Genomic DNA, 17,626 nt, shown 5'->3' with positions numbered 1-17,626 from the left:
AATGTTTCTCTTTTTTCTTAGAAGTCAAAAAATTCCATGGCTTTCTTAAGAATCAAATCAGTGTATTCAGGGTCATCCTGAGCCATCAATACCTGTGACTGTACCATTTCTAGGTCATCTGTTATCATACCGTTGGCTCCTAGGCGAATGGCTTTGTCGAAAGCGTCAGAACCATTAACAGTCCATACATATAACCTTTGATCTGTTGTCCAAAGTTTATTAACAAAGTACTCATCCAAGGTTGAATATTCCATGGTATAACCAGTTGCCTTTGTTCTTGGGAAGATACTGTTATAAGGCATAATAAAGTAGGACGGAATCTCAGAATCATAATTCAAAACCTTATCAATCACCTGGTAATCAAGGGATTGAATCTGGTGCCCATATTTTTTGATGGTCGTCCCATATTTTTCAAGGAAATGTTCCATCATTTGAGGGCTATCTTTTCTACTGGTTTTAATCTCAATCAGCAATCTTTGGTTTAAAGCATTGGCGCGTTCCAGATAAGCGTCGAAACTTGAAATCTTTGTCTGATAACCATTCTCGTAAATATCTGTATTTGTTAATTCATCTAGAGTCAAATCTTGCGGCGTAGCATTAATACCTGTTAAATTTTTGAGGTTGGCATCGTGCATCATTACAAACTGACCATCCTTGGTTTCCTGGATATCCATTTCAATCAAATCTGGTTTTAGTTGAGCTGTTTTCTCTAACGACTCGACTGTATTCTGAACTCCGTTTTTATTGGAAACTCCTCTGTGAGAAATAACCAAAGGGGTACTCGTGTCAGGAGACTCAAGATAGATATAACCCTCTAAAGCAAAAACGATACTAGCGCAGCCCATTACTCCCCATCTCATCAAATGGTCTTTCTTCCTTCTTGGCATGATTTCAAGTTCTTCACCAGTTAAAAATGAAACAAATTTAACGAGAAAATAAGTCAAGGTCATATAATGGAAGTTCTTTATCAAAACATAATTGATTACCCCTAGGACTAGGGATTCTTTATGAGTTAATTCATCCATTACAACTTGAGCAAACAATATGGGAATCAAGAGTAGAAAGAAAAAGAGGTAGGTTTTAATGATAATGAGAAGCAAGTTCCAAGCATAAAAGATAACGTGTTTTTTTGTCTTTTGCAGACTATATTTCACTCCCTCTCTCACTGTTTTCTTTTCAAAGAGAATCTTGGGAAGAGCAAACATGAAACGAACTGAAATATAGAGTAAAATCCAAGCAGAGGACAGAATCAGCAGACCAACTAGCCAATACTTATCTTCAAGGTAGGTAACGATAAAATCTGGAATAATAATCTTATTAAGGTAATAGATTTTTAAAATTTTCCTGATGAAAGGAAAAAGCATAGCTACGTAAAAGAAGACAAAGGCCATTTTACAGAAACTGAATCGTTTCATAAATAGAAAACTCTGTTGAAAGACTTTTCGACTATACTCAATCAAGGTTCTCTTTTCATGGTAGAGAAGGTGACGCGCCCCAATGAATAAAAGACAAATCTGAAAATAAGCAACCAAGAGATTGATTGCAATTAAGATGAGAAAGGCTAAACTGACAAAAGGTGAGCCTTGAATAATAGCAAGAAAGTTATTGTAAGAAATAAACAAATAGCCTGTTTGTCTGAGCAACATCCCTGCAATCCAAGAATTCAATGGTAGCCAGACAAACTCAACCATCATAAATATCAAGAAAAATAGAAATAAAATCTTATCTAGGTTATAGTATATCTTCCTAAAACCTAGCTTCTTAGGTTTTTCAGGTTTCATAGGCACTCCTAGTCTAAAAATTGGGATAAATCTAAGCTACCGAAAGGATTATTCATAGAAAAACTACTCTGGTCTTCTATTAATAGCTTTCCTTCATCCGATTCCAAAAAGGCTTCGTAGACACGCGCTGTCATACGGGCATCCTCTAAACTGTTATGAGACTTCCCGTGAAAGCCTAAAAAATTTGCAACAGTTTGCAATTTAAGATTGGCTATGCCGTGTAAATCAGAACTACGGCGTTCAAAAGCCTCCTCATATAGATCAACCTTATACTGGTCACGATAATCAATACCATGCTCCAAGAGAATAGGTAAATCACTCTTAGCTGCATTGTAGCCAACGATTGGTGATTTGCCAACAAAGGCCTGAAAATCTTTTAAAACTTGCTCTACTTTCGGCGCATCTTTCAATGTTTCAGCTGTGATCCCAGTCAAACCATTGATAAAACTCTTCAATGGGGCTGTAGTATAAACATAAGAATCAAAAGCAGCACTTTCTTGTCCATCTTGAAAGCGGACTGCTGATACTTGAATTAAATGAGTAACCCCATCGTGTTGATTAAACTCTAAATCAAAGGCAATATAATCTCGTAATTTTTCCATTTTTCCCTCAATTTCGACTCGATTTTAACTATAAATAATAAAAGAAGCCATTAGGTTAGCGAATAACCCAAACAGCTTCTTTATTTTCCTCCAAACAGGCGAGCAAAAAAGCCTTTTTTAGTTGCTTGGACTTCTTCTTTTGCTTGGTCCAACTCTAGTTTCAAGGTTTCTTGATCCTTCATGGCTTGAAGAGTTAACTGTTGTTGTTGATCCAACTGTTTGTCCTTCTCTGCAATCTGACGGTCTTTGATGCGCATCTGCTCATCTTTTTCTGCCAACTGCTGGTCCTTGGCCTTGAGTTGCTCGTACAATCGAAGAATTTCAGCATTCTTCTCATCGACCAAGATTTCCATCAGTTCGCGTTGTTTTACATCGTCACTGACTGGCTCATCTTCAAAAATCGTTTTTTTGTAGATTTCTTCAAGCTTGATTAAGCCACTTCGAGTAACTACAGTTACACCTTTGTCATTTTTTTTCGTGTCCTCTTCTGGAAGTTCTTTGACACGATTGTTGATTGCTTGACGAGATAGACCTAAGACCTCTGCAATCTCACTGACGGTCATTTCAATACTCATAATATCCTCTGAAACGTTTTCTAGCTTTTCTTTATTTAAATCTTATCATAAGCTAGATAAACTGTCAAATTTCCGCTTAATCCAAAGCCTTTAAAAAGGCTAGTAAGACTTGGGCAGAACGACGTCCAGCTTCAATGATAAACTCATCAAATGAGATAGAGGCCTCGTGATTGGCATTGTCACTCATAGCTCGAATGACTAGGAAAGGTAAGCCAAGAGCCTGAGCTGCCTGAGCAATGGCTGCACCCTCCATCTCAACAGCTAGAACATCTGGAAAGTGGGATTTGATACTAGCAATCTTATCTTCCCCAGCTATAAAACTGTCTCCTGTAGCAATAAAGCCTAGGTGCCATGTCTGCTCTAATTGAGATAAAATTGTTTGAATCCTAGTGATAAAGTTCTTATCGGATTCAAAGTAAAGAGGCTGACCAGCCATCTGACCATAAGCATAGCCAAAAGCAGTCACATCCACATCATGATAAGCTAGTTTATCCGCAATCACGACATCACCAACGGCAATCTCTTCGGCAAGAGCCCCTGCTGATCCTGTATTGATGATGGCTTCTACTTGAAAATGGTCAGCTAGAACAGCTACACTCATAGCCGACATGACCTTCCCAATCCCACTCTGAACTAGGACAACTTCTGCCTTGCCAATAGTACCAGTATAGTAGGTATTTCCCAAGACCTGAACTTCTTGAGCTTTGTCCAAATTCTGAGTCAGATATACAAGCTCTTCCGGCATGGCAGCAATGATTCCAATTTTCATTTCATGTCCTTTCAATTACAAGAGTTTCATCGCCAAAATTAATAAAATCAAGAGTAGGATGACTGCAAATAAGATGCGATTGAGTTTCGAATTAAAAACATTTCTCTTCGTGTTCTCAATACGACGGCTCTTATGAATCGTTGGCTCTACTTCGATTGTTAAGGTATCTTGACTAAAACCGTGGTCTCTAGAACGTGAATAACCAAAATGTTGTGAAGACGTTGGTAGGATCTTTGTTTCCTCATCATCTTGAAGAGGTGGTCCTGATATTTTCTCACCACGGTTGGCACGTTCAATCATTTCATCTGTTAATAAAGGTTTTCCCATGGGTTGCTCCTCTATTTCTTTTGTAGTTCCCAGTACTGGATTGCCATGATAGTCTTGGCATCACAGATATGACCTGACTGGATCAGGTTCTTGGCATCCTCTAGATTCACTTCTAGAACTTCCAAGGTTTCATCATCGTCTTGCGGACGAGGATTATCTACCTTAGTCAAATCACTTGCAAGGTAGAGTTTCAATTTTTCGTTACAAAAACCAATCGCAGAATAGAAATCGTACAACAGTTCTAACTTAGCCGTGTAGGCAACTTCTTCTTCCAATTCACGAAGTGCAGCTGCCATTGGATCTGCATTTTCACCAGTTTCCAGTTTTCCTGCGGGAATCTCATAAGAAACAGCCTCGATGGCTTTCCGATATTGCTTAACAAGTACAATTTTATCCTCAGCTGTCACAGCTAGAACACAAACAGCTCCATTGTGAAAAATTAAATCACGTTGGGCAGTACCTTTGCCTTCTGGCAGTTCTACCTGATCTTGCACCAGTTTAAAGATAGGGCCTTGATAGATTTCTTTTCGACTAAGCGTTTTTTCTTCAAATTCCATAATCGACTCCTACTGGTTCTTAGGATGATGAGGCAAGCGCCTTGCGTACTCATCCTTGTTAACTTGTCGTCCACGTCCAACTGCGATAGCATCCGCAGGTACATTCTTGGTAATGGTTGAACCAGCTCCAACAAGAGAATTATCTCCAAGTTCTACAGGGGCGATGATGGTTGAATTTGATCCAACAAAGACATTGTTGCCAATGACAGTTTTGTATTTATTTTTGCCATCGTAGTTTACTGTAATCGTACCAGCACCAAAGTTAACATGGCTGCCTACTTCACTGTTTCCGATATAGGTTAAATGACCTGCCTTGGTATTTTCACCGATTGAAGAACCTTTAACTTCTACGAAGTTTCCAATATGAACTTGGGAAGCTAGGCTTGAACCTGGTCGGATATGGGCATAAGGACCTACAGTCACGCCATCTGAAACTGTACTTTCCTCTATCATGGAATTCGTAATCACAGCCCCAGCTCCAATATTACTATCTACAATATAAGTTCCATTTGTTAAAATAGTCTCCGCACCAATCTTCGTTTGACCTTTCAAGGTAACGTTGGCTTCGATTTGGACCTCAGGAGCAATCTCAACATCAATGTCGATGTAGGCTACTTCTGGATTGACAAAGCTAACACCATTAACCATGTGCTTTTGATTGATACGACGGCGCATCACTGCTTCCGCAGTCGCAAGAGCTACACGGTCATTTACCCCAAGACTTTCATCAAAATCCTTGAGAGTATAGGCCCCAACCTTCTCACCACCCTCACGGAAAATACCAATCACATCAGTAATATAGTATTCTCCTTGGGCATTGTTGGTGTTGATATTTTTAAGAGCTTCAAAAAGACGTTGGTTATCAAAAACGTAAGTTCCTGTATTGATTTCCTTGATTTGTTTTTCAAAATCAGTCGCATCCTTCTGCTCAACAATACGAAGAACTTCTGCATTATCGTTACGGACAATTCGACCGTATCCAAAAGGATTTGCCGCTTCAGCTGTCAAGATCGTCGCAACATTTTTGTGATTGATATGGAAATCCAAGAGATTTTTCAAGCTTTCACCCGTAATCAGAGGCGTATCCCCAGCGATAACCAAAGTATGACCAGAGCAATTTTTCAAAATTGGCTCTGCCATCATGACAGCATGACCAGTTCCTAACTGTTCAGACTGAGTTACAAAGTCTGTCTGTCCAGTCAAGACTTGTTCAACTAACTCAGCCTTGTGACCCACTACAGTGACTGTTTTTTCAGGTTGAATAGCACCAACACTACGAAAAACGTGTTCCAACATTGAAATTCCTGCTACTTTATGAAGTACCTTTGGAAGATCTGATTTCATGCGAGTGCCTTTACCCGCTGCTAAAATAATGGCATAATTTGACATAATCTTCTCTTTTCTCTAGAAATTCCCTTTTATTATACCATAATTTAGTTTCTTAGGAGTAAACAAACAAGGAAATAGGGATAAGAGACTGTTATATTCACTTTTTACGATGTTTTCTTTGATTTTTTTATTTATTTACGTTAAACTAATTAAATATGAGAAAAAAGATTAATCCAGCTATTATTTTTACTTTATTTACTATATTTATAGCTATTTTGATCCTCAATAAACCAACCTATGAAGACCATCCTGTCAAGTCAAAACCCAATGCAGTCCAGGTTGAAAATCAGGCCTTGCATAATCTTGACAAACCTATTATTGATGTTTCTGGTTGGCAAAGACCTGAGGAAATCAACTATGATACCTTGTCTCAAAATATTTCTGGTGTTATTGTTCGCGTTCACAATGGGGCTCAACATACTGAAAAAAATGATGCGGCTTATGCCAATGGTATCGATAAAGCCTATAAAAGTCATATTACAGAATTTCAAAAGCGTAATGTCCCAGTTGGAGTCTATGCCTATCTAGCTAGCCCCAGCAAGGAAGAAATGGAAAAAGCCGCTGAAGTTTTCTATAATGCTGCTTCTCCTTACAACCCTAGTTACTACTGGCTTGACGTTGAAGAAAAAACAATGTCCGATATGAACGAGGGGGTTGAAGCTTTTAGGGCTAAACTAGAAGCGCTCGGTGCTAAAAATATCGGAATTTACATTGGTGTTTATTTTATGCAAGAGCATAGCATCAATACAGAGAAGTTCTCTGCTGTCTGGATTCCATCTTATGGAACAGACTCTGGTTACTTTGAAACCACTCCTAATACTGACTTAGACTACGATCTCCATCAGTATACTTCAAAAGGAAGAATTGCTGGTTTTGAGCATCATTTAGATATTAACCTGATTTCTACTTTGAAGGAAAAAGAAGAAACCTTCAGAAAGCTATTTTTAAGACCATAAAACAAGTGAAAATCGTAACTTTTTTACTTGTTTTTTCATTTTTTTGCTGTCTGTGTTATAATTGTTAGAATAGAGAAGAATTTTATGAAATTGAGGATTTTATGATGTTTTCATGGATTGTACGAGTTATTAAAGGAATCGTCATCGCCTTAGGATTTATCCTACCTGGAATTTCTGGTGGTGTTCTGGCAGCTATTTTGGGAATTTACGAGCGAATGATTTCTTTTCTGGCTCATCCCTTTAAGGATTTTAAAGAGAATGTCCTATACTTTATCCCAGTAGCAATCGGGATGTTGCTAGGCATTGGTTTATTTTCTTATCCAATCGAGTATCTGCTAGAAAATTACCAAGTCTATGTTTTATGGAGTTTTGCTGGAGCTATCATCGGTACGGTTCCTAGCCTCCTTAAAGAATCTACTCGGGAATCTGATCGTGATAAGATCGACCTAGTCTGGTTCTGGACCACCTTTATCCTTTCAGGTGTCGGGCTTTATGCACTAAACTTTGTTGTTGGTTCTCTCAGTGCTAGTTTCGCTAGTTTCATCTTAGCGGGTGCTCTTTTAGCTTTAGGTGTCTTGGTGCCTGGTTTAAGTCCTTCAAATCTACTGTTGATTTTAGGACTGTACGCTCCAATGCTAACTGGTTTTAAGACCTTTGATTTATTCGGAACCTTCCTTCCTATCGGAATTGGTGCAGGTGCAACCCTCATCATTCTTTCAAAATTAATGGACCACGCCTTGAACAACTACCACTCCCGTGTTTATCACTTTATCATTGGGATTGTTCTTTCAAGTACTCTCTTAATTTTGATTCCAAATGCTGGAAATGCTGAAAGTATCCAATACTCTGGACTCTCCATTGTGAGCTATGTTCTCGTTGCTTTCTTCTTTGCGCTTGGAATTTGGCTTGGTATCTGGATGAGTCAGTTGGAGGATAAGTATAAATAATGGCAAAAAAAGTCAAGATTAAAAAAACCTTGGTCGAACAAATCTTGACCAAGGCAGGTATTGACCATACTGGTATTCAAATCAATGCGCTTGAAGGAGAACTTCCTCCTGAATACGACAGAAACCAAATCTATAAAACCTTGGCTCTTTTGGGAGATAAAACAGGACCGATTATTGGAATTGTTCCCATAACAGAACACCTCGCCGAGAAAAAACTAGCAAAAGTTTCTGCTAATAAAAAAGTCAACATGATTCCTCAAAAAGATCTGGAAAAAACGACAGGCTATATTCATGGGGCTAATAACCCCGTCGGCATTCGCCAAAAACACAATTATCCTATTTTTATTGATCAGACTGCTTTGGATTTAGACCAAATGATTGTCTCTGCTGGGGAAGTCGGACATAGCATCATAATACGCCCTCGAGACTTAGCCAGTTTTGTAAAAGCGGACTTTGCTGACATCTTGGAGGAAAGTAAGTAATGAAACTCTATTTTGTCCGTCATGGTCGCACTGTCTGGAATCTTGAAGGACGTTTTCAAGGTGCTAGTGGTGACTCTCCCCTTCTTCCAGAGTCCATTGACGTTTTAAAACAACTGGGGCAGTATCTCAAGGAAATTCCTTTTGATACGATTTATTCTAGTGATTTACCCAGAGCAGTTAAGTCTGCTGAAATTATCCAGAGTCAACTCCAATCCCCTTGTCCTTTGAAGAGCATTCCTGACCTACGTGAATGGCAACTTGGCAAACTAGAGGGATTAAAAATTGCTACGCTCAATGCCATCTACCCACAACAAATCAAGGCCTTTCGCTCTAATCTGGCCCAGTTTGATACGAGGATGTTTGAAGCCGAATCTCTCTACTCTACGACTCAGCGTACTATTCGATTTATCAAATCTCTGAAAGAAAGTCCGGCTGAAAACATTCTGATTGTCGGGCATGGGGCAAATCTCACTGCTAGCCTACGCACTCTCTTAGGCTATAAAGAGGCTCACCTTCGCAAAGATGGAGGCTTGGCCAATGCTAGTCTGACAGTTTTAGAGACCGATGATTTTGAAACCTTCACTCTGGAAAGATGGAATGACACTTCCTATCAAGAAAAATAATGGAACTTGATCTTAATAGTCAAGTTCTTTTTAGTTTTCAAAGAATATCCGTGAATTTCTCTGCTATTTATGATAAAATGGGAGTATCGCAAAAAATGACTCATCGTATCAAATTTTGAGTAAAATTAGGAGGAACCCATGTCTACAGAACATATGGAAGAACTAAATGACCAGCAGATCGTTCGCCGTGAAAAAATGGCTGCGCTCCGTGAGCAAGGAATCGATCCCTTCGGAAAACGTTTTGAACGTAATGCTAACTCTCAAGAACTAAAAGACAAATTTGCAGAACTTGATAAAGAACAATTACATGAATTAAACGAAACTGCTACAATCGCAGGTCGCTTGGTTACCAAACGTGGAAAAGGGAAAGTTGGCTTTGCCCATCTCCAAGACCGTGAAGGACAAATCCAAATCTACGTTCGTAAAGACGAAGTCGGTGAAGAAAACTACGAAATCTTTAAAAAAGCAGACCTTGGTGACTTCCTCGGTGTCGAAGGTGAAGTCATGCGTACCGACATGGGAGAGCTCTCTATCAAGGCAACACATATCACTCACTTGTCTAAAGCACTTCGCCCACTTCCAGAGAAATTCCACGGTTTGACAGACGTTGAAACAATTTACCGTAAACGTTACCTTGACTTGATTTCTAATCGTGAAAGCTTTGAGCGCTTTGTCACTCGTTCAAAAATCATCTCTGAAATCCGTCGTTACCTTGACCAAAAAGGCTTCCTTGAAGTAGAAACACCTGTCCTCCATAACGAAGCTGGTGGTGCTGCTGCTCGTCCATTTATCACACACCACAATGCCCAAAACATTGATATGGTGCTTCGTATCGCGACGGAACTTCACTTGAAACGCCTTATCGTTGGTGGTATGGAACGTGTCTACGAGATTGGTCGTATCTTCCGTAACGAAGGAATGGATGCTACTCATAACCCTGAGTTTACTTCTATCGAAGTTTACCAAGCTTATGCTGACTTCCAAGACATTATGGACTTAACTGAAGGTATTATCCAACACGTTGCTAAAGCTGTTAAAGGCGATGGTCCAGTTAACTACCAAGGAACTGAAATCAAAATTAACGAACCATTTAAACGTGTTCACATGGTGGATGCTATCAAAGAAATTACTGGTGTTGATTTCTGGCAAGACATGACTTTCGAGGAAGCAAAAGCTATCGCTGCTGAGAAGAAAGTTCCAGTTGAGAAACACTACACTGAGGTTGGTCACATTATCAATGCCTTCTTTGAAGAGTTTGTTGAAGAAACCTTGATCCAACCAACCTTTGTCTACGGACATCCAGTAGCTGTCTCTCCACTCGCGAAGAAAAATCCTGAAGACGAACGCTTTACTGACCGTTTTGAGCTCTTCATCATGACTAAGGAGTACGGTAATGCCTTTACCGAGTTGAACGACCCAATCGATCAGCTTAGCCGTTTTGAAGCTCAAGCTAAAGCTAAAGAGCTTGGAGACGATGAAGCTACAGGTATCGACTACGACTACATTGAGGCTCTTGAATACGGTATGCCTCCAACAGGTGGTTTGGGTATTGGTATCGACCGTCTCTGCATGCTCCTCACGGATACAACTACTATCCGTGATGTATTGCTCTTCCCAACAATGAAATAAGCTCTTATCCTCTGGCCCTTGCCAGAGGATTTTTCGATAAAAAAACTGCAGCTATTAATCATAGATAGGCTGCAGTTTAGCTATAGGATTAAGTTTCAATTAAAGTGTTTCTAAAAGTTCTTGCATCTGAACATCATCTGGAATCAGTTTTAAATATGCTTTTGCTTGCATCTTAGCTTCTTCAAAATAACCCAATTCACGCAAAAGATAAGTATATTGCTCCAGAAACTCTGGATTGTCCTTGAGGTCAGATGACAATTCTTGATAGAACTCATAAGCCTTATCTAAATCCTCGATTTCCTGGTAAGAACGGGCAATCATCCATTTGGTCAGAAGGTTTTCGGGTTCTTGACTTTGAAGAGCGATAATATCCTCAAATCGCTCTTGTTCCATATAAATGGTTGCGAGTCGAAGGAAAATCTCCTCAAGATCTTCTGCATCTTCTTTTGCAGTAAGGAGAAAGTCCTCCGCTGCCTTAGCATCATGCAATTCATAAGAAAACTGAGAAGCCGCTAACAAGAGCCGAGTTTCAAATGGATTTTTCTCCAAACCCTGTTTAACGATACGAAGGGCTTCCTCCACCTGATGTTCCTTGTGCAAGGCTTGACTATAACCATACTCATATCCTTCAAAATCAGGTGAAATGGTATCAATCTGCTTAAAGTAAAGAACAGATTTTTGATACTCTTCTTGATCAAAGTAAAGACTAGCCAGTTCAAAAGCAGTTTGATCATCGTATTCTAGTTCTAAGGCTTTTTCTAGGAATTCAGTTGCAGTTTCAAACTTGCCTAATTGGGCATAAGCGTAGCCGATTCGTTGGTAGGTTGATACGCCCGTTTGTTCATAAATATAGCGGTTGTCCAACTGAGCGTAGCCCTGAATAGCTTCCTGATAATTTCCTAACTCGCTATCCAACTCAGCCAAAGCAAAAACTAATATGGGATCATCTGAATAATTTAAGGCTTCCAGTAACTTTTCACGCGCTACATCCGTCAATCCTTCTAACTGATAGAGATCTGCTTTCAATACCAAAGCCGATACATACCAATCACTATCTGGTGTGATTTCTTCCAGATAGGCAAAGGCTTCCTCAACATTGCCATCCTCGCTAGCAATAGTTGCTAGGTTTAGATTCGCTTCTGGAAATTCTGACACAATTTTTAGATAGATTTCTTTGGCATGGGGATAAAAGCCAATTCCCTCAAGATAATTTGCTAATTCATAGAGAACTTCGGTCGAATCAGTTTCAAGTGCTTTACGAAAATACTGATCCGCCTTGGTTAAATCCTGTTCATCCAAAGCCTGGAGCATGCGTTGACTATTGTTCACTCTTGATTTCCTCCCCTTCTTCTTCATACAAACCGCTGACCTTTTTGTACCAGTTAAAGACAGCAGAAATAACTACCTTGGCAGAAGCATAGACAGGAATTCCCAGCAAGACTCCCCAAATACCAAACATAGAACCTGAAGTTAGGAGAACAAAGAGGACATTGATGGGATGAATATTGAGCTGACTCCCTAGAATAAGAGGTGAAACGAAGCGTCCTTCAATCGTTTGTTCTACGATAAAGACAATCACAACTTTCAATAGCATGACAGGTCCTGCTATTAAACCTAAAACAAGGGCAGGCAGCATGGCGAGGAAACTACCTAGATAAGGGACTAGATTTAGAATACCTGCCGTTACACCTAGAGTGACAGCGTAGCGTAGACCAATAATCTTAAAGAAGATAATAAACATGATAGCTACAATAATAGCTACTGTAACTTGTCCTCTAACATAGTTTGACAGCTGTTTATTGACATCTGATAGGACTTCACCCACAGGTTCTTTTAACTTGGTTGGGATAAACTTAGTTAAATAATCACGTAAACCTTTTCCATCGCGCAAGAGATAAAAGAGCATGAAGGGTACGATAATAACCGCTACAATAACCTGAGAAGCTCCGCTGATAAAAGAACTGACCCAGTTAACAGCTTGAGAAGAGATTTTGCTGGCCCACATCGTCGCTTCTGTAGAAACATTTGCAAGTACTTGCTCTAACTGCGGTCTAAAATCATCTGGCAAGCGTTTGGTTACAAGATCATTGATAACACGGTCAGCATCTTCGAGGTAGCTAGGCACATTCTTTGCAAAGTTTAAGACCTGGCGTTGGAGATTTGGAATAGCGACTGCCAGCCCCCAAATGATAAAAATTCCAATAATGAAAAAAACAATACTGATAGCAAGCACACGATTGATTTTGTGTTTCTCCATCAAGTCAACAATCGGATTGAGGAGGTAATAAAGTAAACCAGATAAAATAACTGGCAACATGACAACCCCTAAAAAGTCTAAAACAGGTAAAAAAATAAAACTAATCTTACTTAGAATGAAAATGTTTAACCCCAGTAACAAGGTTACTAAAAATACAGTGATAGCTTTGTTATCTAAAAACCACTTAAAGAACCAGGATAGGCTAAAATGTTTCTCTTTATGTTCCATAAATACATCCTTTCTGTCATTCTCTCATTATACCATTTTTAATCTAAAATAACTCTTTTTTAAAGTGCTTACATAAATAAGACTGATGCATCATGGCAGTTATTTTGTGGTATAATGAACTTATCATTATTAAGAGGTATGGACATGAAAGAAACTGTTTATTTTGGAACTTATACTCGTCGCTTATCTAAAGGGATATACAAGGCAGACTTTGATACAGAAACCGGCCAGCTTACAAACCTTGAACTTTTTGCTGCTGAACCAAGTCCGACCTACCTTGCCTTTGACCAGAAACAACACTTATACACCGTAGGGAGCCAGAATGGCTTAGGTGGAATCGCTGCTTACAAGACAGATGGCGCTTTGCTAAATCACGTGGTTGAAGAAGGCGCTCCCCATTGCTATGTGGCAGTGGATGAAAAGCGTAGCCTCGTGTACGGTGCCAACTATCATAAAGGTCAAGTTCTAGTTTATAAACGTCAAGCGGATGGTAGCCTCATCCAAACGGATCTAGATCAGCATAGCGGACAAGGTCCTCATGAAAACCAAACTTCCCCACATGTACACTATACAGACCTAACACCTGATCAGTATCTCGTGACATGTGACCTTGGTACGGATGAAGTAACGACCTACGATGTTAGTCCAGAAGGCAAACTAAGTAAACTCAATACTTATCAAAGCCAGGCTGGAGCAGGTGCTCGTCACATCGTTTTTCATCACCACTATAAGATTGCCTATCTCATCTGCGAACTGAATAGCACTATTGAGGTCTTGATTTATGATGGTGTTGGTGAGTTTGAACGCATGCAAGTTATTTCAACCTTGCCGGACGGGTATACGGGCTTTAACGGCACTGCTGCTATACGTCTTTCAAAAGATGGTAAATACCTCTATGCTTCCAACCGAGGCCATGATTCCATTGCAGTCTATACAATCCTAGCTGATGGTAGTTTGGAATTATTAGAGATTGTTCCAAGTCACGGTAAAACACCACGTGATTTTGATATCACACCTGATCAGGAATTTTTGATTGCTGTTCACCAAGATTCTGATAATGCAACGGTCTTTAAGCGCAATCCTGAAAGTGGTCGTCTTGCAGAGCTTTCTAACGACTTCCATGTCCCAGAAGCAGTTTGTATCAGTTTTTCTAACTAAGATAAAAAAATGAACTTGAGTTTCAAGTTCATTTTTTATAGTTTATTTCTAACATTAATACGGTTAATGGCACGTTGAAGAGCAATCTTAGCACGTCGTTCTTGGTCTATTAAATGCTTTTCATGGGCTTCTTCGATTTCTCGTTCGGCGCGAAGTTTGGCACGTTCCGCACGACTGATATCGATATCACGAGCACGCTCTGCTGAGTCGGCTACAATGGTAATAATGTCATTGGCAATCTCGATAATCCCTCCGTTCACTGCAATCCAGTTTACATGAGTATCATCATCGATTCGCTTTACCTTTACTTCATCAACCGCTAAAACCGCAATCATATTTTCATGTCGTGGCAAGATCCCCATCTCACCATCCAGAGTTCGAACCGATACAAAGCTGGCATGGTGATCATAGACGAGGCCATCTGGTGTCACGATCTGGACAGTTAACTGAGCCATAGGTCACCTCTTAAAATCCCATTTTCTCTGCCTTAGCAATGACGTCTTCGATTGAACCGACACCACGGAAGGCATCTTCTGGTAGCTGGTCATGTTTTCCTTCAAGGATTTCCTTAAAGCCACGAACTGTTTCCGCTACTGGTACATACGAACCAGGTTGACCAGTAAATTGTTCTGCAACGTTAAAGTTTTGAGACAAGAAGAACTGGATACGACGGGCACGTGCAACCAAAGTCTTTTCTTCATCAGAAAGTTCATCCATACCAAGGATAGCAATGATATCTTGCAATTCATGGTAACGTTGAAGGACACGTTTGACTTCCGCAGCTACAGCATAGTGCTCCTCACCAACAATCTCAGGTGCCAAGGCACGAGAGCTTGAAGCCAGTGGGTCAACAGCTGGGTAAATCCCCAACTGTACCAACTTACGTTCCAAGTTAGTCGTTGAATCCAAGTGAGCGAAGGCTGTTGCTGGCGCTGGATCAGTATAGTCATCCGCAGGGACATAGATAGCCTGGATTGAGGTTACAGAACCCTTCTTAGTTGATGTGATACGCTCTTGCAATTGACCCATCTCCGTTGCAAGTGTTGGTTGGTAACCAACGGCTGACGGCATCCGACCCAAAAGGGCAGATACTTCTGAACCAGCCTGAGTGAAACGGAAAATATTGTCAATAAAGAGAAGCACATCTTGGCCTTCTACATCACGGAAGTATTCGGCGATGGTCAAACCAGTAAGGGCAACACGCATACGTGCTCCTGGTGGTTCATTCATCTGACCAAATACCATGGCTGTTTTCTCGATAACGCCTGATTCTTTCATTTCCCAGTAGAGGTCGTTCCCCTCACGGGTACGTTCCCCAACACCAGTAAATACGGAAATCCCACCGTGTTCTTGGGCAATATTGTGAATCAATTCTTGGATCAATACGGTTTTACCAACTCCGGCACCACCGAAGAGTCCGACTTTCCCCCCTTTAAGGTATGGGGCAAGAAGGTCGATAACCTTAATCCCAGTTTCAAGAATTTCAGAAGAGGTAGACAATTCATCGAAAGTTGGAGCTTTTTTATGAATTGGCTGACGCTCAGCGTCTTCAGCAAAAGGAGCATCCAAGTCAATGGTATCTCCCAAAACATTGAAGACACGTCCCAAAGTTTCTTTACCTACTGGAACCGAGATTGGACGACCTGTGTCCAAAACTTCCATTCCACGAGTCAAACCATCTGTTGATTCCATGGCGATCGTACGGACCATACCATCACCCAACTCCAAGGCTACTTCAAGGACGATTTTTGTTTTTCTTTCGTCATTCTTGTAGACGACAAGTGCATTGTTAATCTCAGGAAGTGGTTCCCCTGCTGCAAACAAGACGTCTACAACGGGTCCAATAACCTGAGCAATTTTACCTGAACTCATCTCCTTCTCCTATTCTATATAAGATACTATCGGTTCCTAGTTTATCTAGGTCCTAAGTTCATTTTGATACCTACAGGGTAAAGCCTTATTCTAAGGCGCTAGCACCTGCTACAATTTCTGTAATTTCTTGTGTAATCGCCGCCTGTCTGGCACGGTTATACTGGATTGTCAAATCATTGATAACTTTCTTGGCATTATCAGTCGCTGTCTGCATAGCTGTCATACCTGCGGCATTTTCAGCTGTCTTGGCATCGATAATAGCCCCGTAAATCATACTTTCAGCATACTGTGGCAACAATTGCTCCAAAATTTCTTCTCGGCTTGTTTCCAACTCAAATGTCAAGCTATACTCTTCATCCGCTTCATTTGGATCCAAGTCAACAATTGGAAGCATTTGCTCCACACGCATTTGGCTGGTGAGCGTATTAACGTGGTGATTGTAGCAGACATAGAGTTCGTCAAAAAGTTCATTTTGATACATTTCAATCGTTTTTGAAATAATTTTACGAACTTCATCAAAGCTAGGTTGGTCAGCCAAACCTCGTAATTCATAGATTGGTTGAATGCCACGAGCCTTGAAAAAGTCAGCTCCCATACCACCAATACAGATGACTTCAAAGTCATCTCCATTTGGATGATATTCTTCTTTCAGCTCCATCACAGCTTTAAGGATGGAAGCATTGTAACCCCCAACCAAACCACGATCTGAAGTGATGACAATATAGCCTGTCTTTTTAACTGGACGACTAATCAACATAGGATTAGTTGAACCACCAGCTCCATTTCCGTGAAGGATATCTGTCAAGAGTTTACGAACCTTTTGAGAGTATATTTGAAAGTTTCGAGCTGCTTCTTCAGAGCGCCCTAACTTAGCAGCTGATACCATTTGCATGGCATTAGTGATTTGACTAGTATTCTTGGTTGAGGCGATTTTTGTTTTAATATCATTTAGAGATACTGCCATCTGACACCTCTATTCTTATTGGAAGCTGGATTGATTGAGAAACTCGGTAATCGCAGCATCCAAGACTGCTTCTTCTGGCAAGTCTTTTGTTTCACGAATGGTTTCCAAAATCTCTGGATGTTGTGCATCAAAGAAGGCATGGAACTCTTCCTCAAAACGAACAATATCATTCACTGGAACTGTATCTAAGAATCCGTGTGTCAAAGCATACAGGATCGTCACTTGTTTCTCAACAGGCAAAGGCTTGTGAACAGGTTGTTTCAATACTTCTACCGTACGACGACCACGATTCAACTTAGCTTGAGTAGCCGCATCCAAGTCCGAACCGAACTTAGTGAAGGCTTCCAACTCACGGTATGAAGCAAGGTCGATACGAAGAGTACCAGCAACCTTCTTCATGGCTTTAATCTGAGCGGAACCACCTACACGAGATACAGATGAACCCGCATCAATAGCTGGGCGAATACCTGCGTTAAAGAGTCCATCTCCAAGGAAGATTTGTCCATCTGT

Annotated in this window: 18 protein-coding genes and 1 pseudogene; 6 read left to right on the top strand and 13 right to left on the bottom strand. The window is 40.4% G+C overall.

The features are described 5' to 3' along the window. Window positions 1-17: 17 nt before the first annotated feature. The 7 genes from SORDD24_RS07600 to glmU form a co-directional block, all read right to left on the bottom strand. Window positions 18-1,781 carry a glycerophosphoryl diester phosphodiesterase membrane domain-containing protein gene (locus SORDD24_RS07600; RefSeq protein ID WP_061409235.1) on the bottom strand — a complete coding sequence of 588 codons (1,764 nt, stop codon included), beginning with the start codon at window positions 1,779-1,781 and terminating at the stop codon, window positions 18-20. Window positions 1,782-1,789: 8 nt separating this feature from the next. Then, entirely contained in the window at window positions 1,790-2,383 is a 594-nt protein-coding gene (locus SORDD24_RS07595; protein ID WP_061409232.1) for a 3'-5' exonuclease, read from the bottom strand. An 80-nt stretch (window positions 2,384-2,463) separates the two neighbouring features. Beyond that, a complete protein-coding gene (gene rocS, locus SORDD24_RS07590) occupies window positions 2,464-2,958 on the bottom strand; it encodes a chromosome segregation protein RocS (RefSeq protein ID WP_000021248.1) in 495 nt (164 codons plus the stop codon). Between the two features lie 76 nt (window positions 2,959-3,034). Continuing rightward, a complete protein-coding gene (locus tag SORDD24_RS07585; RefSeq protein WP_061409229.1) occupies window positions 3,035-3,727 on the bottom strand; it encodes a 5'-methylthioadenosine/adenosylhomocysteine nucleosidase in 693 nt (230 codons plus the stop codon). A gap of 15 nt (window positions 3,728-3,742) precedes the next feature. Further along, window positions 3,743-4,054 carry a cell wall synthase accessory phosphoprotein MacP gene (macP, locus tag SORDD24_RS07580; RefSeq protein WP_000517872.1) on the bottom strand — a complete coding sequence of 104 codons (312 nt, stop codon included), beginning with the start codon at window positions 4,052-4,054 and terminating at the stop codon, window positions 3,743-3,745. 11 nt (window positions 4,055-4,065) lie between these two features. After that, window positions 4,066-4,611, bottom strand: a complete 546-nt coding sequence (locus SORDD24_RS07575; RefSeq protein ID WP_061409226.1) for an NUDIX hydrolase — start codon at window positions 4,609-4,611, stop codon at window positions 4,066-4,068. Window positions 4,612-4,620: 9 nt separating this feature from the next. Next, the gene (gene glmU / locus SORDD24_RS07570) at window positions 4,621-6,000 is read right to left on the bottom strand and encodes a bifunctional UDP-N-acetylglucosamine diphosphorylase/glucosamine-1-phosphate N-acetyltransferase GlmU (protein WP_061409223.1); all 1,380 of its coding nucleotides are present in this window, start codon (window positions 5,998-6,000) and stop codon (window positions 4,621-4,623) included. A 155-nt stretch (window positions 6,001-6,155) separates the two neighbouring features. Between glmU and SORDD24_RS07565 the strand changes: the two genes are divergently transcribed. From SORDD24_RS07565 to lysS, 5 genes are all read left to right on the top strand, one after another. Further along, complete coding sequence (locus SORDD24_RS07565; RefSeq protein ID WP_061409221.1) at window positions 6,156-6,956, top strand: glycoside hydrolase family 25 protein; 801 nt, start codon at window positions 6,156-6,158, stop codon at window positions 6,954-6,956. A 104-nt stretch (window positions 6,957-7,060) separates the two neighbouring features. Further along, window positions 7,061-7,903 (top strand): DUF368 domain-containing protein, encoded by an 843-nt coding sequence (locus tag SORDD24_RS07560; protein ID WP_061409549.1) that lies wholly within the window; start codon window positions 7,061-7,063, stop codon window positions 7,901-7,903. Continuing rightward, window positions 7,903-8,385, top strand: coding sequence for an aminoacyl-tRNA deacylase (locus SORDD24_RS07555; protein ID WP_061409218.1), 483 nt, complete (start codon window positions 7,903-7,905; stop codon window positions 8,383-8,385). Before SORDD24_RS07560 ends, SORDD24_RS07555 begins: the two co-directional genes overlap by 1 nt. Then, window positions 8,385-9,008: a histidine phosphatase family protein gene (locus SORDD24_RS07550; protein ID WP_061409215.1), complete on the top strand. Its 624-nt coding sequence runs from the start codon at window positions 8,385-8,387 to the stop codon at window positions 9,006-9,008. The genes SORDD24_RS07555 and SORDD24_RS07550 overlap by 1 nt, the downstream gene beginning before the upstream one ends. Before the next feature lie 138 nt (window positions 9,009-9,146). Beyond that, entirely contained in the window at window positions 9,147-10,637 is a 1,491-nt protein-coding gene (lysS, locus tag SORDD24_RS07545; RefSeq protein ID WP_061409212.1) for a lysine--tRNA ligase, read from the top strand. 99 nt (window positions 10,638-10,736) lie between these two features. Here the strand turns inward: lysS and SORDD24_RS07540 are convergent, their stop codons facing one another. After that, window positions 10,737-11,966 (bottom strand): tetratricopeptide repeat protein, encoded by a 1,230-nt coding sequence (locus tag SORDD24_RS07540; RefSeq protein ID WP_061409209.1) that lies wholly within the window; start codon window positions 11,964-11,966, stop codon window positions 10,737-10,739. Further along, entirely contained in the window at window positions 11,956-13,122 is a 1,167-nt protein-coding gene (locus SORDD24_RS07535) for an AI-2E family transporter (protein ID WP_061409206.1), read from the bottom strand. Before SORDD24_RS07535 ends, SORDD24_RS07540 begins: the two co-directional genes overlap by 11 nt. Before the next feature lie 144 nt (window positions 13,123-13,266). Between SORDD24_RS07535 and SORDD24_RS07530 the strand changes: the two genes are divergently transcribed. Next, the gene (locus SORDD24_RS07530) at window positions 13,267-14,280 is read left to right on the top strand and encodes a lactonase family protein (RefSeq protein WP_061409203.1); all 1,014 of its coding nucleotides are present in this window, start codon (window positions 13,267-13,269) and stop codon (window positions 14,278-14,280) included. A 35-nt stretch (window positions 14,281-14,315) separates the two neighbouring features. Here the strand turns inward: SORDD24_RS07530 and SORDD24_RS07525 are convergent, their stop codons facing one another. The 4 genes and pseudogenes from SORDD24_RS07525 to SORDD24_RS07510 form a co-directional block, all read right to left on the bottom strand. Continuing rightward, window positions 14,316-14,735, bottom strand: coding sequence for a F0F1 ATP synthase subunit epsilon (locus tag SORDD24_RS07525; protein ID WP_000068035.1), 420 nt, complete (start codon window positions 14,733-14,735; stop codon window positions 14,316-14,318). Between the two features lie 10 nt (window positions 14,736-14,745). Continuing rightward, window positions 14,746-16,152, bottom strand: a complete 1,407-nt coding sequence (atpD, locus tag SORDD24_RS07520) for a F0F1 ATP synthase subunit beta (RefSeq protein WP_000094367.1) — start codon at window positions 16,150-16,152, stop codon at window positions 14,746-14,748. 85 nt (window positions 16,153-16,237) lie between these two features. Beyond that, complete coding sequence (locus tag SORDD24_RS07515; protein WP_061409200.1) at window positions 16,238-17,116, bottom strand: F0F1 ATP synthase subunit gamma; 879 nt, start codon at window positions 17,114-17,116, stop codon at window positions 16,238-16,240. Between the two features lie 15 nt (window positions 17,117-17,131). After that, window positions 17,132-17,626: pseudogene (locus SORDD24_RS07510) on the bottom strand (F0F1 ATP synthase subunit alpha); the annotation flags it as partial.

Source organism: Streptococcus oralis (assembly GCF_001579175.1).
Lineage (GTDB): Bacteria > Bacillota > Bacilli > Lactobacillales > Streptococcaceae > Streptococcus > Streptococcus oralis_O.
The sequence above is the reverse complement of the archived record's forward strand: the minus strand, read 5'-3'. Positions and strand labels throughout refer to the sequence as shown.